This window comes from Monashia sp. HAY1-11D (genome assembly GCF_056868035.1).
The window spans coordinates 2,605,549-2,621,119 of record NZ_CP200320.1 but is presented as its reverse complement, the minus strand read 5'-3'; the positions used below and the strand labels follow the sequence as shown (position 1 = coordinate 2,621,119).

Here is a 15,571-nt window from a genome sequence, read left to right as displayed (position 1 = left end):
TCAGCTGCGGCGCGCGAGGAGCTCCTCGGCGATCTGGACCGCGTTGAGGGCCGCGCCCTTGCGCAGGTTGTCGCCGACGACGAACAGGACCAGCCCCTTGCCCTCGGGCGCGGCCTGGTCGGCGCGCACGCGGCCGACGAGGACCTCGTCCCGGCCGGCCGCCTCCAGCGGGTTCGGCACGTCGGTGACGACGACGCCGGGCGCGTTCTTGAGCAGGTCGAGGGCCTCGTCGGGGGTGATGTCGCGCTCGAACTCGGCGTGGATCGCCAGGCTGTGGCCGGTGAAGACGGGAACCCGGACGCAGGTGCCGGACACGCGGAAGCTCCGGGGCGTGGAGGATCTTGCGCGACTCGTTGCGCAGCTTCTGCTCTTCGTCCGTCTCCAGCGACCCGTCGTCGACGACCGACCCGGCGAGCGGCACGACGTTGAAGCCCACCGGCACGGCGTAGACCTGCGCCTCGGGAACCTCGACGGCACGGCCGTCGAGCGCGAGGCCGGCCGGGTCGCCGGCGGCGTAGGCGCCCCGCAGCTGGCGGTCGAGCTCCTGGACGCCCTTGCCGCCGGAGCCGCTGACGGCCTGGTAGCTGCTCACGTGCAGGCGCACGAGGCCGGCCGCGTCGTGCAGCGGCTTGAGGGCCGGCATCGCGGCCATCGTCGTGCAGTTGGGGTTGGCGACGATGCCCTTCGGGATGGTGTCGAGGTCGGACGCGTTGACCTCGGACACGACGAGGGGGACCTCGGGGTCCTTGCGCCACGCGCTCGAGTTGTCGACGACGACCGCGCCGGCCGCCGCCACCTTCGGCGCGAGCTCCCTGCTCGCCGCGCCACCGTTGGAGAACAGCGCGATGTCGATGCCGGAGAAGTCGGCCGTGGCGGAGTCCTCGACGGTGACGTCGCGGCCCTTGAACGGCAGCGTCGTGCCGGCCGAACGCGCCGAGGCGAAGAACCGCACGTCGTCGAGGGGGAAGTCACGCTCCTCGAGGAGCGTGCGCATGACCCCGCCGACCTGACCAGTTGCACCGAAGACACCGACTCGCATGTCACAAGGCTACGGCCCGGGCCCACGGGGCCCGGGCCGCGTTCACTCCTCGGTCACGCGTGCCGGTCGGCGTTGGCGTGGATCGCGTCGTGGACGTACTGCGCGAGGCCGGGCGCGACGTCCTCGTACGTCCTCGTGAACCGCGCGTCGGCCACGTACATGTCGGCCAGGCCGCGGTGGACGTCGTGGTCGAGGTCGTAGAAGCGATCGGCGATGTGCCGACGGTGCTGCTCGGCGGCGTCCATCGCCGCCTCGCTCGTCGCCGGCTCCCCGGCGGCCATGGCCGCGACGAAGGCCGCGTTGACGGCGTCCATCTCGGCCTTGACCTGCTGCCAGTCGGTCTTGGTGTAGCCCCTGGTCCGGGCCGCCGACTGCTTCCAGGCGTCGGTCTCGCCCCAGCGCTCCTGCGCCTCCTGCTGGTACTCGTCCCTGAAGCCGTCGCCGAAGAGCTCCTTCATCTCCTCGGGCGTGGCAGGCTGGTTGCTCATCTCTCTCTCCAGTGCTCGGTCGATGGCCGCGACGATGCCGGACAGCTCGTCGAGCCGGGACATGACCGCGTCGCGCTGACGACGCAGGTGGGTGACCGCGTCCTCGCCGCCGTCGAGCAGCGCGGCGATCTCCTCGAGCGGCAGCTCCAGGCGTCGGTAGACGACGACCTGCTGCAGGCGCGTCAGGTCCGCGTCGGTGTAGAGCCGGTAGCCGGCCGCCGACCGCTCGCTCGGCACGAGCAGGCCGATCTCGTCGTAGTGGTGCAGGGTGCGCACCGTCACGCCGAAGACGTCGGCGACCCGGCCCACGGTCCAGGTGGTCATCTCCTGCCTCGTCCTCGTGGTCATGGGTCGAGCGTGGTGCCTCACGTGACGTGAGGGTCAACTCCATTGAAGACCACGAGGTCGGCGCGCGCCCTACCCTCGGGGGCGTGGAGCTCGAGGTCCGTCACCTGCGCGTCGTCGCGACAGTCGCCCGGCACGGCAGCGTGCCCGCAGCGGCGGCGTCTCTCGGGGTCGCCGAGTCGGTGCTCGGCTCGGAGGTGCTGCGCATCGAGCGGCTCCTCGGCTGCACCGTCTTCCGGGCGACCGGGTCGGGCGTCGAGTGCACGGCGGTCGGCGAGCGCGTGGTCGCACGGGCCCGGGCCGTCCTCGACGAGCTGGCCGGGCTGCGCGAGGACATCCGCTCCAGCGCGTCGGCCCGGGGACCGCTGCGCATCTCCTCGGACTCGATGCGCTTCTTCAGCTCCTTCGTCGGCCAGGCCTACGCCACCGACATCCAGCGCCCCCTCATGCCCGTGCCGCCGCTGCCCGGCACGACGACCACCGAGGCCCTCGTCGACGGCCGCGTCGACGTCGCCGTCGTCGTCGTGCTGGCGGCCGCGCCGCCGTCGGACCTGCCGATGCTCGGCCAGCGTGCCGTCGTCGAGCGGGAGCCGCTGCTCGTCGCACTGTCCGCCTCGCACCCCCTCGCCGGTCGACGGTGCGTCGACATCACCGACCTCGCCGACGAGGACTGGATCCTGCCGCCCTCGGAGATCGACCCGGGCAGCGCGGCGACGGCGGCCGTCGTCGCGCGCCTCGGCATGAGGCTGCGCTCGACGTACGGTCCCCACGACCTCGGCCCGTTGTGGCCGGCCGTCGTCGCCGGCCGGGCCGTCTCGTTCGCGGTGCCGACGGCGTCGGCACCTCCGGGTGGCGTGCTGCGTCCCCTCACCGGGCAGCCGATCACCGCCCGGCGGGTGCTGCGGTGGCGTCGGGGAGCCCTCGACGAACCCGACGTCGAGCGCTGTGCACGCGCCGCCGGGTCGGCCTACCGCGAGCAGCTGACCCACACGGCCCAGACGCAGGAGTGGTGGCGCAGCGCCCTGTCCGAGGAGAAGCCGACGCTCGCCCCCTAGGGTGAGCGCGTGCATCGTCGCCTCGCGCTCGTCCGCCGTCCCTCGCCCCGACTCGCGGACGGCCTCGTGACGCACATCGAGCGCGCACCACGCGTCGATGCCGGGCTCGCGCTGCTCCAGTGGCAGGAGTACTGCGACGTGCTGCGGCGGCGCGGCTGGCGCCTCGAGGAGGTGGCACCCGTCGACGATGCACCGGACGGCGTCTTCGTCGAGGACCAGGTGGTCGTCCACGGTGACGTCGCGGTGCTGTGCCGCTCGGGCGCCGTCGAGCGACGCGCCGAGCGCCTCGGGGTCCGCGAGGCCGTCGAGGTGCACGGCTACCGGGTCGTCGAGGTCACGGCGCCGGGCACGCTCGACGGCGGCGACGTCCTCAAGCACGGGCGGTACGTGTGGGTCGGGGTGGGCGGACGGACGAACCACGAGGGTGTCCGGCAGCTCGCGGCGGCGCTGGCCGGCAACCGCGTCGAGGTGGTGCCGGTACCGGTGACGCGCGTCCTGCACCTGAAGTCGGCCGTCACCGCCCTGCCGGACGGCAGCGTCATCGGCTATCCCCCGCTCGTCGACGACCCCTCGGTCTGGGACGCGTTCGTGCCCGTCCGCGAGGAGGCCGGCGCCCACGTCGTGCTGCTCGGTGGCCAGTCGGTGCTCATGTCGGCGGCCGCTCCGCGCACCGCCCACGAGCTCGAGGAGCGGGGGCTCGACGTCACCGTCGTCGACATCTCCGAGTTCGAGAAGCTCGAGGGCTGCGTCACCTGCCTGTCGGTCCGCCTCCGCGGCTGACCGCGGCCGACCGTGGCTGACCGTGGCTGACCGGGCCGACCGGGCTGACCGCGGCTGACCGCGGCCGACCGGCGGAGCGGGTCCGGCCTCGGCTCGCCCGTCGTGCAGGTCTAGGCTGCCGAGCGGGGAACCGGACTCGAGCAGTGGGGTGATCCTTCCGTGGACGCAGACGTCGTCGTCGTGGGTGCTGGACTCGCAGGCCTCAGGTGCGCACGGCGGCTGACCGAGCTCGGTCGCGACGTCATCGTCCTCGAGTCGAGCGACGCCGTGGGCGGTCGCGTCCGCACCGACGTCGTCGACGGGTTCCGTTGCGACCGTGGCTTCCAGGTGCTCAACCCTGCCTACCCGGCGGTGCGCCGCTGGGTCGACGTCGCCGCCCTCGACCTCAAGCCGTTCGGCTCCGGCGTCCTCGTGCGCCGCACCGACGGCCTGCAGGTCGTCGCCGACCCCGTCCGCGAGCCGAGGCTCCTCGCGCGCACCATCCGCTCGGGCTACCTGCACCCGCGCGAGCTCGCCGGCGCGACCCGGTGGGCGGCCCGCGTCATGGCCGACCCGAAGACCGTCCTGCGCCAGCCCGACACCACACTGGCCCAGTCCTTCGACGACGCCGGCCTCACCGGACGCCTGCGCCACGAGGTCATCGACCCGTTCCTCGCCGGGGTCCTCGTCGACAGCCACGGCATCAGCTCGGCCAACTTCACCAAGCTCCTGGTGCGCATGTTCGCGCTCGGGCGTCCGGCGGTCCCGGCGACGGGGATGGAGGAACTGCCCAGGCAGCTCGCGAGCCCGCTCGGTGACCGCGTCCGGCTGCACAGCCACGTCGAGTCGATCGACGCGGCCGGCGGCGGCGTCGACGTGCGCGTCGACGGCACGCGGCTGGCGTCACGGGCGGTCGTCGTCGCGACCGACCCGGGTGGCGCGGCGCACCTGACCCCGCTGCCCGAGCCGGCGACCCGGGGGCTGGTCACCTGGTGGTTCGAGGCGCCCGAGCCGCCCACGGACCTTCCGCTCGTCGCGCTCGACGGCCGCCGGAAGGACAACACGTCGCCGGGGCCCGTGTGGAACACCGCCGTCCTGTCGGCCACGGCCCCGAGCTACGCGCCACCGACGCACCACCTCGTCCAGGCCACGTGCCTGCTCGACCGGCCCGACGGCGACGCGTCCGAGGCCGAGGTGCTGCGCCATGTCGGCGAGATCTACGGTCGCGGCACGAGCGGGTGGCGCACCGTGACCCGGCACCGCGTCGACGCCGCACTCCCGCTCACGGCTCCCCCGCTCGAGGTGCGCTCCCCCGTCCAGCTCGGCGACGGCCTGTTCGTCTGCGGCGACCACCGGGACACCGCCTCCATCCAGGGCGCGCTCGTGTCGGGCCAGCGGGCCGCCGAGGCCGTCGACGCGCACCTGTCCTGACGTCGCTCGGGTCGGACGGTCGGCGAGTCGGCGGGTCAGCGGGTCAGCGGGTCAGCGGGTCAGCGCCGTCATGGCGTCGATGGCGCCGCGGAGGTAGCGCTCGACGACGACGCGCTCGTCGTCGGCGAGCGAGGCGTCGAGCGCGGCGAGCGACTCGAACATGGGCCGCATCCGGGCCAGCACCTCGGCGCGCCCGCTGTCGGTGATGACGACCTCGGTGCGCCGGCCGTCGCCCGGGTGCGAGCGTCGCTCGGCGTGCCCGCGTGAGACGAGCCGGTCGACGACGCCCGAGGACGCCGCCGACGTGACCCCGAGCAGACGCGAGAGCTCCACCGGCCCCAAGGGTCCGCGCATGAGGTGGCGCAGGGAGTGCAGCTCCGAGGTCGACAGGCCCGCCTGACGCGCGACGACGCCGGGCACGGTCTCGGACACCTCGACGAGCTCCTGCAGGGCCGCGAGGGTCGGCGTCGTGCGCCACTGCGGCACGCCGGGCACGAGTCCCACTTCGGGTACGTCGGGGTTCCCCGCGGCGGGGGTCGACGGGGCGACGCGTCGCTTCGTGCTAATGTCACTCACCAACTTAGTAATCTTCTGAGTAACCAGGTTACTCATCCTTGGTCAGGAGGGTGTGCGGTGCAGAGTCTCACCGACACGATCACTCGGCGATGGTGGGCCGTCGCCATCGTCATTCTCGCGCTTGCCGGGGCCGCGGGCGTCGTCGCCGCCGTCGGCGAGGCGACCCGGACCGCGTCGACGTCCGACGCGCTGGCCACCGGCTCCGACAGCGCGGCGGCCGCTGCGCTGCGGGAGCGGCTGCCCGAGGTCCGGGGCTCGAGCGCCGTCGTCGTGTTCTCCCGCGACGACGGCCGTCTCGACGACGCCGACCTCGTCGCGGTCTCGCACCGCGCGGCCGCCCTGCCCGGAGGCGGACGCGTCCCGGTGCAGCGCAGCGACGACGGCACGGCGGCGCTCGTGGTCGTGCCCGTCTCCGCCACCGACGCCGCGGCCACGGGCCGGGCCGTCGCGGCCATCCGCACCACGGCCCGCGCCGACCTGCCGCCGGGCCTCACCGCCCAGGTCACCGGGCCGGCCGCCGTCGAGGCGGACCTCGCACAGGTCTTCGACGGCGCCGACACACGGCTGCTCGTCGCGACGGCGTCGGTCGTGGCGCTGCTCCTCGTGCTGACCTACCGCAGCCCGGTGCTGTGGCTCGTGCCGCTCGTCGTCGTCGGGGTCGCCGACCGCGTCGCCACCGTGCTCGCGACGCACGTGCTCTCCGCCTTCGGGCTGGCCTGGGACGCGTCGACCACCGGCATCCTGTCGGTCCTCGTCTTCGGCGCGGGCACCGACTACGCGCTCCTGCTGATCTCTCGGTACCGCGACGAGCTGCGTCACCACGAGGACCGCCGCGATGCCATGTCGCTCGCCCTACGGCGCACCGCGGAGGCCGTGGTGTCGAGCGCGGTCACCGTCGTCGTCGGCCTCCTGACCCTCCTGCTCTCGCTCTTCCCCGCGACTCGGGGGCTCGGGCTGGCCTGCGCCGTGGGCGTCGTCGTCGCGGCGGCGTTCGTCCTGCTGGTCCTGCCGGCCGCCCTGGTCTGTCTCGGCCGCTGGGTCTTCTGGCCCCGCGTCCCGCGCGTCGGGCAGCAGTCCCTCGCCGACGGGCGCTCGCTGTGGCGGCGCGTGGGCGACCGCGTCGCCGCGCACCCGCGTCGGATCATCGCCGTGACGCTCGTCGTCCTCGCCGCGATGGCGAGCGGCCTGCTCGCGGTCGACACCGGGCTCGAGCAGTCCGACCAGTTCCTCACCAAGCCCGAGGCCATCGCGGCCGGCGAGCGCCTCGCGCGGTCGTTCCCGGCCGGCAGCGCCGACCCGGCGGTGGTCGTCACCACCGGCGACGGCGAGCGCGTGCGGGCTGCCGTAGCCGGCGTGGAGGGCGTCTCCAGCGCGCGTGTCACAGCGCGCGGCGACGGCGTCACCGAGGTCGACGCCGTCATCGCGGCGGCACCGGGCACGCCCGATGCTGCCGAGACGGTGCGAGCGCTCCGAGCCGCGGTCGCCCCCATCGCCGAGACCCACGTGGGCGGCACCGAGGCGGTGGCCCTCGACCAGGCCGAGGCGTCAGCGCGCGACCGGTTCGTCATCTTGCCGATCGTCCTCGCGCTCGTGCTCGTGGCCCTCGGGCTGCTGCTTCGCTCGGTCGTGGCACCGCTCGTGCTCGTGTCGACCGTCGTCGCGACCTACCTGGCCGCCGTCGGCGCGTCATGGTGGCTGTTCACGACGCTGTTCGGGTTCGAGGCGCTCGATGACAGCGCACCGCTCTACGCGTTCGTCTTCCTCGTCGCCCTGGGCGTCGACTACAACATCTTCCTCGTGACCCGGGCCAGGGAGGAGACGCGGCAGCACGGGGCGAGGCTCGGCATGCTCCGCGGTCTCGCGGCGACGGGAGGCGTCATCACCAGCGCGGGCATCCTGCTGGCGGCCGTCTTCGCCGTGCTGGGCGTGCTGCCTCTCGTGGTGCTCGCCCAGATCGGCGTCATCATCTGCCTCGGGGTGCTCCTCGACACGCTCGTCGTCCGGACCCTGCTCGTGCCGGCGATCGCGGTCGCGCTCGGCGACCGGTTCTGGTGGCCGCGGCGCGGTGGCGCGACAAACCCTGTACAAACCATTGACACGCTACCGACACGGGTCGACAGTGGTGCGGTCAACCTTTGACAAACCATGGACGCTCGGGGAGACACAGGAGTCACCGATGAGAATCGCCACCGCCACCGCCACCCTCGCCCTGGTCGCCGCTGCGGCCCTCACGAGCGCCGGGTCGGCCGCCGCCGCCGAGGACACCGGCTGCATGCGAGCCGGGCTCGGCACGCTGAGGTCGCTCGGCGTCCTCCCCCAGGTCGCCCGGGAGGGGCTACCGGTCTCCACGGCCCTCGCGGTCGGCGTCTCGCCCCGCCCGGGCGCCGACCTCAGCGGCGTGCCGGACCCCATCCCGCTGCGCCTCCTGCTCGCCGACCACCGCGCGGGCAGCGCCAGCCTGTTCGTCTACCCCTGGTGCTGACCGCGCCGTCCTGAGCGCCGGTCGGCGCCACGCCGCCGCCCTCGCCACCGGCTCCGTCGGGCGTCCTGCGCTCCCGCCCGACGGGAACCCGCGTGGGCCACGAGCCACCCCGGCCCGTGGCCCACGCGGCACTCGCTCGGAGGAGCTCACACGTCCGGGTGGACCTCAGGGCTGCCTGCCCCCCGCCCGAGGGCTCGCGCCGGGCGGCACCGTGCTCGCGATGCCGGCGATGAACATGTCGATCCCGAACCTGAACCGCTCCTCCCCGTCGCCGTCCATCATCTCGTCCACGTGCGTCGTCATCACGGGGAAGCGGTCGCGCGGCAGCGCCGCGAAGAACTGCCCCACCTGGTCGAAGTAGGCCCGCCCGCGCCTCTCGGACTCCTCCGGTGTCGCACCGCCGAACCGGCGCTGCATGAGCCAGCCCTCGTAGGCGTCGGCACCGATGTAGAGCGAGAGCCGGTCCAAGGACCAGGCCGCCACGCGCATCGGCACGCCGCCCTCGAGCATGGCCGCCAGGAGGTCCTCGGCCCCGCGCAGCGCCGGCTCGGTCGTCGGGACGTCGGCGAAGCTGAGCAGTGCGATGTCGGCGTGACGGCGGTAGACGTCGTGGATGCTCGTGGCGAACCCGCGCATCGCCTCCTGCCAGCCGAGCGCCCGCCAGTCGGGGAAGTCGACCTCCTCGATGACGCGCTCGTGGACCCGCACGAGCAGCTCCTCGCGGGAACCGACATAGGCGTAGAGCGAGGCCGGGCCGGTGCCGAGCTCGGTGGCCACGCGCCGCATCGTCACGCCGTCGGTGCCCTCGGCGTCGACGATGCGCAGCGCGGTGTCGACGATGCGCGCCAGCGAGATGGGGGTGCGCGCCCGCGTCGTCCGCGGGCGAGGCCGCCACGGCGCCTCGGGCAGGTCGGCCGCTCCGGGATTCCTCATGCAGCTCCCTCGTCTCGCACCCGGCCCGGGGTCCCGAGCCCTGACGAACATCGTACTTGACGCGAACATCGTTCGTTAGTAGAACGGTGTTCGTCACGAACAGCGTTCGTCTTCTTCGGACCCAAGGAGGGCCCCATGAGCACCCCCACCACGACCTCTCCGCCCGCGAGCGGCGTCAGCCCGACGTCCGGCGCCGTCCCCGCTCTCGCAGCGCACCCGTTCCGCTGGGCCGCGCTCTTCGTCGTCCTCGCCGCCGAGGTGATGGACCTGCTCGACGCCCTCGTCACGGTCATCGCCGGGCCCTCGGTCGTGCGCGACCTCGGCGGCTCGGCCACCCTCGTCCAGTGGTTCACGGCGGCCTACACCGTGGCGATGGCCTCGGGCCTGCTGCTCGGTGGACGTCTCGGCGACCTGTTCGGCCGGCGGCGGCTGTTCCTCGTCGGGATGGCCGGCTTCACGCTCGCCTCACTCGCGTGCGCAGCCGCCGTCTCTCCCGAGATGCTCGTCGTGACCCGGGTCGTCCAGGGGTTCTTCGGGGCCGCGATGATCCCGCAGGGCCTCGGGCTCATCAAGGAGATGTTCCCGCCCGCCGAGATGGGTCGGGCGTTCGGAGCCTTCGGGCCGGTCATGGGCCTGTCGTCGGTGGGCGGCCCGGTGCTGGCCGGCTGGCTCGTGGACGCGGACCTCCTCGGCCTGGGCTGGCGAGCCATCTTCGCGATCAACGTGCCGATCGGGCTGGCCGGGTTCGGGGCGGGCCTGCGCTACCTGCCCGCCTCCCGGCCCGACCGGTCGCTGCGCATCGACGTGCCGGGCGCGCTGCTCGCGACCACGGGCATGGTGGCCCTCGTCGTCCCCCTCATCCAGGGCCGCGAGCAGCACTGGCCCGCGTGGTGCTTCGGCCTCCTCGCCCTGTCGCTCGGGGCCTTCGTCACCTTCGCCGTGCTCGAGCGGCGACGCGACCGGGTCGGACGCGCGACGCTCGTCGTGCCCTCGCTCTTCGGCAAGCGGGCCTTCACCTCGGGGCTGCTGACCGGGCTCGCCCTCTTCGGCTCCCTCATGGGCAGCTCACTCGTGCTCACCCTCTTCGTCCAGCTCGGCCTCGGCTTCGACCCGCTCCACGCCGGTCTCGCCGGCCTGCCCCAGGCGATCGGCATGACGGTCGGCTTCGGCATCGCCCAGGGGCTCAACGAGCGGCTCGGCCGGCACCTCATGCACCTCGGCGGCATCGTCCTCGCCGGCGGCCTCGTGCTGCTCGTCGCCGTCGTCGGCTCGGCCGGGGCATCGGTGACGATCCTCGCGATGGCGCCCGCGCTCGTCCTCATGGGAACCGGCATGGGCATGCTCATGGCGCCGTTCTTCGACATCGTGCTCGCGGGGGTCTCGCCGGAGGAGTCCGGTTCGGCGTCGGGCACCCTGACGGCGGTGCAGCAGATCGGCGGCGCGCTCGGCATCGCGGTGCTGGGCACGGTCTTCTTCAGCGGCATCGAGGACCCCACGAAGGGCTCGACCTCCGAGCGGTTCACGGCGGCGACGCAGTCCTCGCTGTGGGTCGCGCTCGCGATGGTCGCCGTCGGCTGGCTGCTCGTCTTCCTCCTGCCCCGACGGGCCGAGCACCACGGCGCCCACTGAGATCGCGGCATCGGGGCCTCGCCGCCTCCGCTCCGCCTTCCCGCGTGCCGTCGACCGGCGGACGCCGCGTCAGGGGTCGAGCCCGGGCGCGTTGTTCGTCGGCTCCGGGAGGCCGGGCCACTCCTCTCGGAGGACGGCCCAGAGGTTGTCGTCGAGCCACGTGCCGTCCTTGCCGAGCGACCTGGCCCGGATCGTCGCCTCGTGGCGCATGCCGATCCGGCGAAGCACGCGGTTGGAGGCGACGTTCTCGGCGTACGCGTCGGCGGTGATGCGGCGCAGCCCGAGGTCGACGAACCCGATCCGCAGCAGCTCGGCCGCAGCTTCGGTGGCGAACCCGCGACCGTGGACGTCCGGGTGCAGGGCGTAGCCGATGGTGCCCTCCCAGGCCGGGGAAGGCGTGCGCGAGATGGAGTGGGAGGGCTCGAGGCGGAGCATGACGTCACCGACGACGCGCCCGGTGGCCTGCTCCTCGACGGCGAGGCCCAGCGTCGGTTCGAGGGCGTCGGGGCGCCCGCCGGCCATCCGGGTGAGGACCCGTTCGCGCACCTCGTCCGGGCTGAGGACGTCGTGGCTCAGGTGCACGCCGACCTCGGGCAGGCTGCGGAAGGCGTGGATCGGATCGACGTCCTCCAGACGCAGCGGCCGCAGGACGAGACGCTCGGTGCGCCGGGGCCAGACGAGCCGCGACAGGTCGGGAGGCGACAGGTCGGATGGTGGCACGTCCGGGGGCGACATCAGCGCCAGCCGCCCTCGTCGACACCGCCCGGCACGTCGCCGAAGGGGTCGTACGGCGTCCGGGTGAAGCGGAACGAGGCGAGGTCGAGGTGGGACACCGTGCCGTCGGGTCGACGCACGACGCGCAGCGGCTCGCCCGTGTAGTAGCCGTCGAGGCCCACCCACGCGTCGGGCCCGTCGGCCGCCGCGCGGGCGAAGCGTGAGCCGCGCGCCTGACCCGGCTCGCCGAGGACGAGGTGCTCCCCGTCGAGCCGGGCCGTCGCGACGGCCGGGCCCCAGTGCCAGAGGCCCCCGAGCTCGGCGTGGCGCGCGTGCTCCGAGGCGGGCCCTGCCGGGTCGGCGTGCCACGGCTGTACCGGCTTCGGCTCGCGCTCGACGAACGCGTCGAGGAGCGCGGGTCCCAACGGCCCGAGGCCGGTGGTGGCGTTCGCCGTGACGACGACCCCGTCGCCGGAGTCGAGGCGCACCCGCAGGCCGGCGAGGAAGCCGGGCATCGAACCGCCGTGGCCGGCGTACCGGACGCCGTGGACGTTCCAGACCTGCCAGCCGAGGCCGTGGGCCGCCGTCCACGCCTGGCCGGGCAGGTCGTTGAGCGTCCGCGGCTCGCACATCTCGGCCAGGGTGTCACCGGACAGGACGTCCCCGGTGTCACCGGCGAGGAAGGCGGCCCAGCGCGCCAGGTCGCGCGTCGTCGACCACAGCTGCCCGGCGGGAGCCATGGCGCCGGCGTCGTGCTCGGGCTCGGGCAGCAGGACGTCGGCGAACGGGTGCACCGCCAGTCCCTGCGCCGCCTTTCCGGTCGGGCGGCTGGTCGTGCGGTCCATCCCGAGCGGCTCGAGCAGGTCGCGCCGGACCACCTCGAACCAGGGGGTGCCGTGGGCGCGGGCCACGAGCTCGCCGAGGGCCGCATAGCCGACGTTCGTGTAGTGGAAGCGCCGCCCCTGCGGGAACCGCTGCCGTACGGGGGAGGCGACGAGCTCCTCCCAGCTGCCGCCGGGGGTCCGCTCCCACCAGGGACCGTTCGTCTCGGCCTGCAGCCCGGCCCCGTGCGAGAGCAGCTGGGCGATCGTCACGTGGCCGAACGCCGTGCCGGGCACGTGGTCCTCGAACCGGTCCTCGAGCCCGAGGCGGCCGGCGTCGCGCAGACGCAGAACGGCGACCGCGACGAACGTCTTGGTGATCGAGCCCATCCGGTACTGGGTGTCGGCGTCGGCGGGACTGCCACCGGGCCGTCCGTCGAGCGTGCCCACGGCCCGGGACCACACGAGCTCGCCGTCACGGACGATGCCGGCCGCCACCGAGGGCAGGCGCTTGGTCCGCTGCTCGGTCGCCAGGAGGTGGGTCAGGTGGCGGTCGGTGGCAGGGTCGACCGGGTAGGGGCGGTTCGCGCTCACCCGCCCGAGCCTAGGTGTCGCCCACGGACGCCGCGATGCGGCTTCGCCCGAGGAGTGCTCGGTTCCTCCAGAGGTGGGGCCTGCAGGCCGCACCGCTGGGGGAACCGCGCACTCCTGAGGCAACCGCGCGTCGTCAGCGGACGGTGTCCCCGACGGACGCCGCCCGGCAGGAGGGTCGGGCGGGGCGGGCGTCTGGCGTGGCGCAGGCCACCCCGGCAGGATGGGACGGCGGCCCCACGGCCGCGCCGCATCGGATATCTTGATGTCAAGATTTCTTGCCGGTGGGTGGTCGCGGTCCACGCCGAGGCCCCAGCGCCTCAGCCGGACCGGCTCAGGTTTCCATGGACGGACGGCCCACCGGCACGACCAGAGCACACCGAACGGAGCACCCGCGTTGGACTCGACCATCATCTACACGCACACCGACGAGGCCCCCGCGCTCGCCACGGCCTCGCTGCTGCCCATCGTCTCGGCCTTCGCCAAGCAGGCCGGTGTCGACGTCGAGACGCGCGACATCTCCCTGTCGGGCCGCATCCTGGCCTCCTTCCCGGACGTGCTGACGCTCGAGCAGGCCGCGACCGGCGTCGGGCACGACGCGCTGGCCGAGCTCGGCGCGCTCGCCCGGACCCCCGAGGCCAACATCATCAAGCTGCCGAACATCTCGGCATCGATCCCGCAGCTCAAGGCGGCGGTCGCCGAGCTGCAGGCGCAGGGTTACGCCCTGCCCGACTACCCGGACAACCCCACCACGGACGCCGAGAAGGCCGCCCGCGCCGCCTACGACAAGGTCAAGGGATCGGCCGTGAACCCCGTTCTGCGCGAGGGTAACTCGGACCGTCGCGCTCCGGCGTCGGTCAAGAGTTACGCGCGCAGGCACCCGCACTCGATGGGCGCCTGGAGCGCCGACTCGAAGACGAACGTCGCGACGATGGACGCCGGCGACTTCCGCCACAACGAGAAGTCCGTCGTCGTCGACGCCGACGGCACCATCCGCATCGAGCACGTCGCCGCCGACGGGACCGTCACCGTCCTCAAGCCGGACTTCCCGGTGCTGGCCGGCGAGGTCGTCGACGCCACGTACATGGACGTCGCCGCGCTCGAGCGCTTCCTCGCCGCCCAGGTCGCACGCGCCAAGGAGGAGGGCGTCCTCTTCTCGGTGCACCTCAAGGCGACGATGATGAAGGTCTCCGACCCGATCATCTTCGGCCACGTCATCCGTGCCTTCTTCCCGAGCCTGTTCTCCGAGCACACCGCCGAGCTCGCGGCCGCCGGCGCCTCGCCGAACGACGGCCTCGGGGCGATGCTCAAGTCGATCGAGTCCCTCCCGGCCGACCAGCGCGCCGCCGTCCAGGACGCCGTCCGGGCCGGTCTCGCGCAGGGCCCCGACCTCGCGATGGTCGACAGCAACCGCGGCATCACCAACCTCCACGTGCCGAGCGACGTCATCGTCGACGCGTCGATGCCGGCGATGATCCGCACCTCCGGTCACATGTGGAACGCCGAGGGCAACGAGCAGGACACCCTGGCCGTCCTCCCGGACAGCTCCTACGCGCCGATCTACCAGGTCGTCCTCGACGACTGCCGCGCCAACGGCGCCTTCGACCCGGCGACGATGGGCTCGGTCCCCAACGTCGGCCTCATGGCGCAGAAGGCCGAGGAGTACGGCAGCCACGACAAGACGTTCGAGATCGCCGAGGCCGGCACCGTGCGCGTCGTCGACGGCTCGGGCGCGACCCTGCTCGAGCACAGCGTCTCGGCCGGTGACATCTGGCGCGCCTGCCAGACCAAGGACGTGCCGATCCGTGACTGGGTCAAGCTCGCGGTCAACCGCGCCCGCGCGACCGGCACGCCCGCCGTGTTCTGGCTCGACGCCGACCGCGCGCACGACGCCAACCTCATCACCAAGGTCAAGGAGTACCTCGGCGAGCACGACACCGAGGGCCTGACCATCGAGATCATGGCGCCGGCCGAGGCCATCGCCTACTCGCTCGAGCGCATCCGCAAGGGCCAGGACACCATCTCGGTCACCGGCAACGTCCTGCGCGACTACCTGACCGACCTCTTCCCGATCCTCGAGCTCGGCACGTCGGCCAAGATGCTCTCGGTCGTCCCCCTCATCGACGGCGGCGGCCTGTTCGAGACGGGCGCCGGTGGCTCGGCGCCCAAGCACGTGCAGCAGCTCGTCCAGGAGAACTACCTTCGCTGGGACAGCCTCGGCGAGTTCCTCGCCATCGCCGTCAGCCTCGAGCACTTCGCCGAGGCCACCGGCAACGCCCGCGCCAAGGTTCTCGGCCAGACCCTCGACCGGGCGACGGGGCGCCTCCTCGACGAGAACAAGTCGCCGGCACGCAAGGTCGGCCAGATCGACAACCGCGGCAGCCACTTCTACCTCGCCCTCTACTGGGCGCAGGAGCTGGCACAGCAGGCCGACGACCCCGAGCTGGCCGCTGCGTTCGCGGACACCGCCAAGGCACTCGCGGAGAACGCCGCCGCCATCGACGCCGAGCTCATCGGCGCCCAGGGCCACCCGGTCGACATCGGCGGCTACTACCGGCCCGACCCGGCCAAGGTCGCCGAGGTCATGCGCCCGTCCGCAACGCTCAACCAGATCATCGACGCACTCGCCTGACGCGCCCCCGCCCGTCCGACGTGCCCACCCGACCATCGCGGTCGGGTGGGCACGTCCCTTTTCGACCGGCTCCGGC

At 73.4% G+C, this 15,571-nt stretch carries 12 protein-coding genes and 1 pseudogene; 7 read left to right on the top strand and 6 right to left on the bottom strand.

What is annotated here, in order from left to right; genetic code table 11:
* Positions 1 to 994, bottom strand: a pseudogene (locus AC1VM9_RS12080) (aspartate-semialdehyde dehydrogenase).
* 98 nt (positions 995 to 1,092) lie between these two features.
* Positions 1,093 to 1,875: a MerR family transcriptional regulator gene (locus AC1VM9_RS12075; protein WP_483122823.1), complete on the bottom strand. Its 783-nt coding sequence runs from the start codon at positions 1,873 to 1,875 to the stop codon at positions 1,093 to 1,095.
* Positions 1,876 to 1,958: 83 nt separating this feature from the next.
* Here AC1VM9_RS12075 and AC1VM9_RS12070 point away from each other — a divergent pair, with 83 nt between their 5' ends.
* The 3 genes from AC1VM9_RS12070 to AC1VM9_RS12060 all read left to right on the top strand — a co-directional run bounded on the left by AC1VM9_RS12070 (position 1,959) and on the right by AC1VM9_RS12060 (position 5,117).
* Positions 1,959 to 2,927: a LysR substrate-binding domain-containing protein gene (locus tag AC1VM9_RS12070; protein ID WP_481341556.1), complete on the top strand. Its 969-nt coding sequence runs from the start codon at positions 1,959 to 1,961 to the stop codon at positions 2,925 to 2,927.
* Positions 2,928 to 2,936: 9 nt separating this feature from the next.
* Complete coding sequence (gene ddaH, locus AC1VM9_RS12065; protein WP_481341557.1) at positions 2,937 to 3,707, top strand: dimethylargininase; 771 nt, start codon at positions 2,937 to 2,939, stop codon at positions 3,705 to 3,707.
* A gap of 159 nt (positions 3,708 to 3,866) precedes the next feature.
* Positions 3,867 to 5,117: an NAD(P)/FAD-dependent oxidoreductase gene (locus AC1VM9_RS12060; protein WP_483122822.1), complete on the top strand. Its 1,251-nt coding sequence runs from the start codon at positions 3,867 to 3,869 to the stop codon at positions 5,115 to 5,117.
* A 51-nt stretch (positions 5,118 to 5,168) separates the two neighbouring features.
* Here the strand turns inward: AC1VM9_RS12060 and AC1VM9_RS12055 are convergent, their stop codons facing one another.
* Positions 5,169 to 5,693 carry a MarR family winged helix-turn-helix transcriptional regulator gene (locus tag AC1VM9_RS12055; protein ID WP_483122821.1) on the bottom strand — a complete coding sequence of 175 codons (525 nt, stop codon included), beginning with the start codon at positions 5,691 to 5,693 and terminating at the stop codon, positions 5,169 to 5,171.
* A 57-nt stretch (positions 5,694 to 5,750) separates the two neighbouring features.
* Between AC1VM9_RS12055 and AC1VM9_RS12050 the strand changes: the two genes are divergently transcribed.
* A complete protein-coding gene (locus tag AC1VM9_RS12050; RefSeq protein ID WP_483122819.1) occupies positions 5,751 to 7,832 on the top strand; it encodes an MMPL family transporter in 2,082 nt (693 codons plus the stop codon).
* Between the two features lie 37 nt (positions 7,833 to 7,869).
* Complete coding sequence (locus tag AC1VM9_RS12045; RefSeq protein ID WP_483122818.1) at positions 7,870 to 8,175, top strand: hypothetical protein; 306 nt, start codon at positions 7,870 to 7,872, stop codon at positions 8,173 to 8,175.
* Positions 8,176 to 8,340: 165 nt separating this feature from the next.
* On the opposite strand, the gene AC1VM9_RS12040 is transcribed toward AC1VM9_RS12045, so the two are convergent.
* The gene (locus AC1VM9_RS12040; protein WP_481344849.1) at positions 8,341 to 9,108 is read right to left on the bottom strand and encodes a TetR/AcrR family transcriptional regulator; all 768 of its coding nucleotides are present in this window, start codon (positions 9,106 to 9,108) and stop codon (positions 8,341 to 8,343) included.
* Positions 9,109 to 9,243: 135 nt separating this feature from the next.
* On the opposite strand from AC1VM9_RS12040, the gene AC1VM9_RS12035 reads away from it, so the two are divergent.
* Entirely contained in the window at positions 9,244 to 10,737 is a 1,494-nt protein-coding gene (locus AC1VM9_RS12035) for an MFS transporter (RefSeq protein WP_483122817.1), read from the top strand.
* Between the two features lie 69 nt (positions 10,738 to 10,806).
* On the opposite strand, the gene AC1VM9_RS12030 is transcribed toward AC1VM9_RS12035, so the two are convergent.
* On the bottom strand, positions 10,807 to 11,472 hold the full coding sequence (locus AC1VM9_RS12030) for a GNAT family N-acetyltransferase (protein WP_483122815.1): 666 nt from the start codon (positions 11,470 to 11,472) through the stop codon (positions 10,807 to 10,809).
* The gene (locus tag AC1VM9_RS12025) at positions 11,472 to 12,866 is read right to left on the bottom strand and encodes a serine hydrolase domain-containing protein (protein ID WP_483122814.1); all 1,395 of its coding nucleotides are present in this window, start codon (positions 12,864 to 12,866) and stop codon (positions 11,472 to 11,474) included. The genes AC1VM9_RS12030 and AC1VM9_RS12025 overlap by 1 nt, the downstream gene beginning before the upstream one ends.
* 394 nt (positions 12,867 to 13,260) lie before the next feature.
* Here AC1VM9_RS12025 and AC1VM9_RS12020 point away from each other — a divergent pair, with 394 nt between their 5' ends.
* The gene (locus tag AC1VM9_RS12020; RefSeq protein ID WP_483122813.1) at positions 13,261 to 15,495 is read left to right on the top strand and encodes an NADP-dependent isocitrate dehydrogenase; all 2,235 of its coding nucleotides are present in this window, start codon (positions 13,261 to 13,263) and stop codon (positions 15,493 to 15,495) included.
* The last annotated feature ends 76 nt before the right edge of the window (positions 15,496 to 15,571 follow it).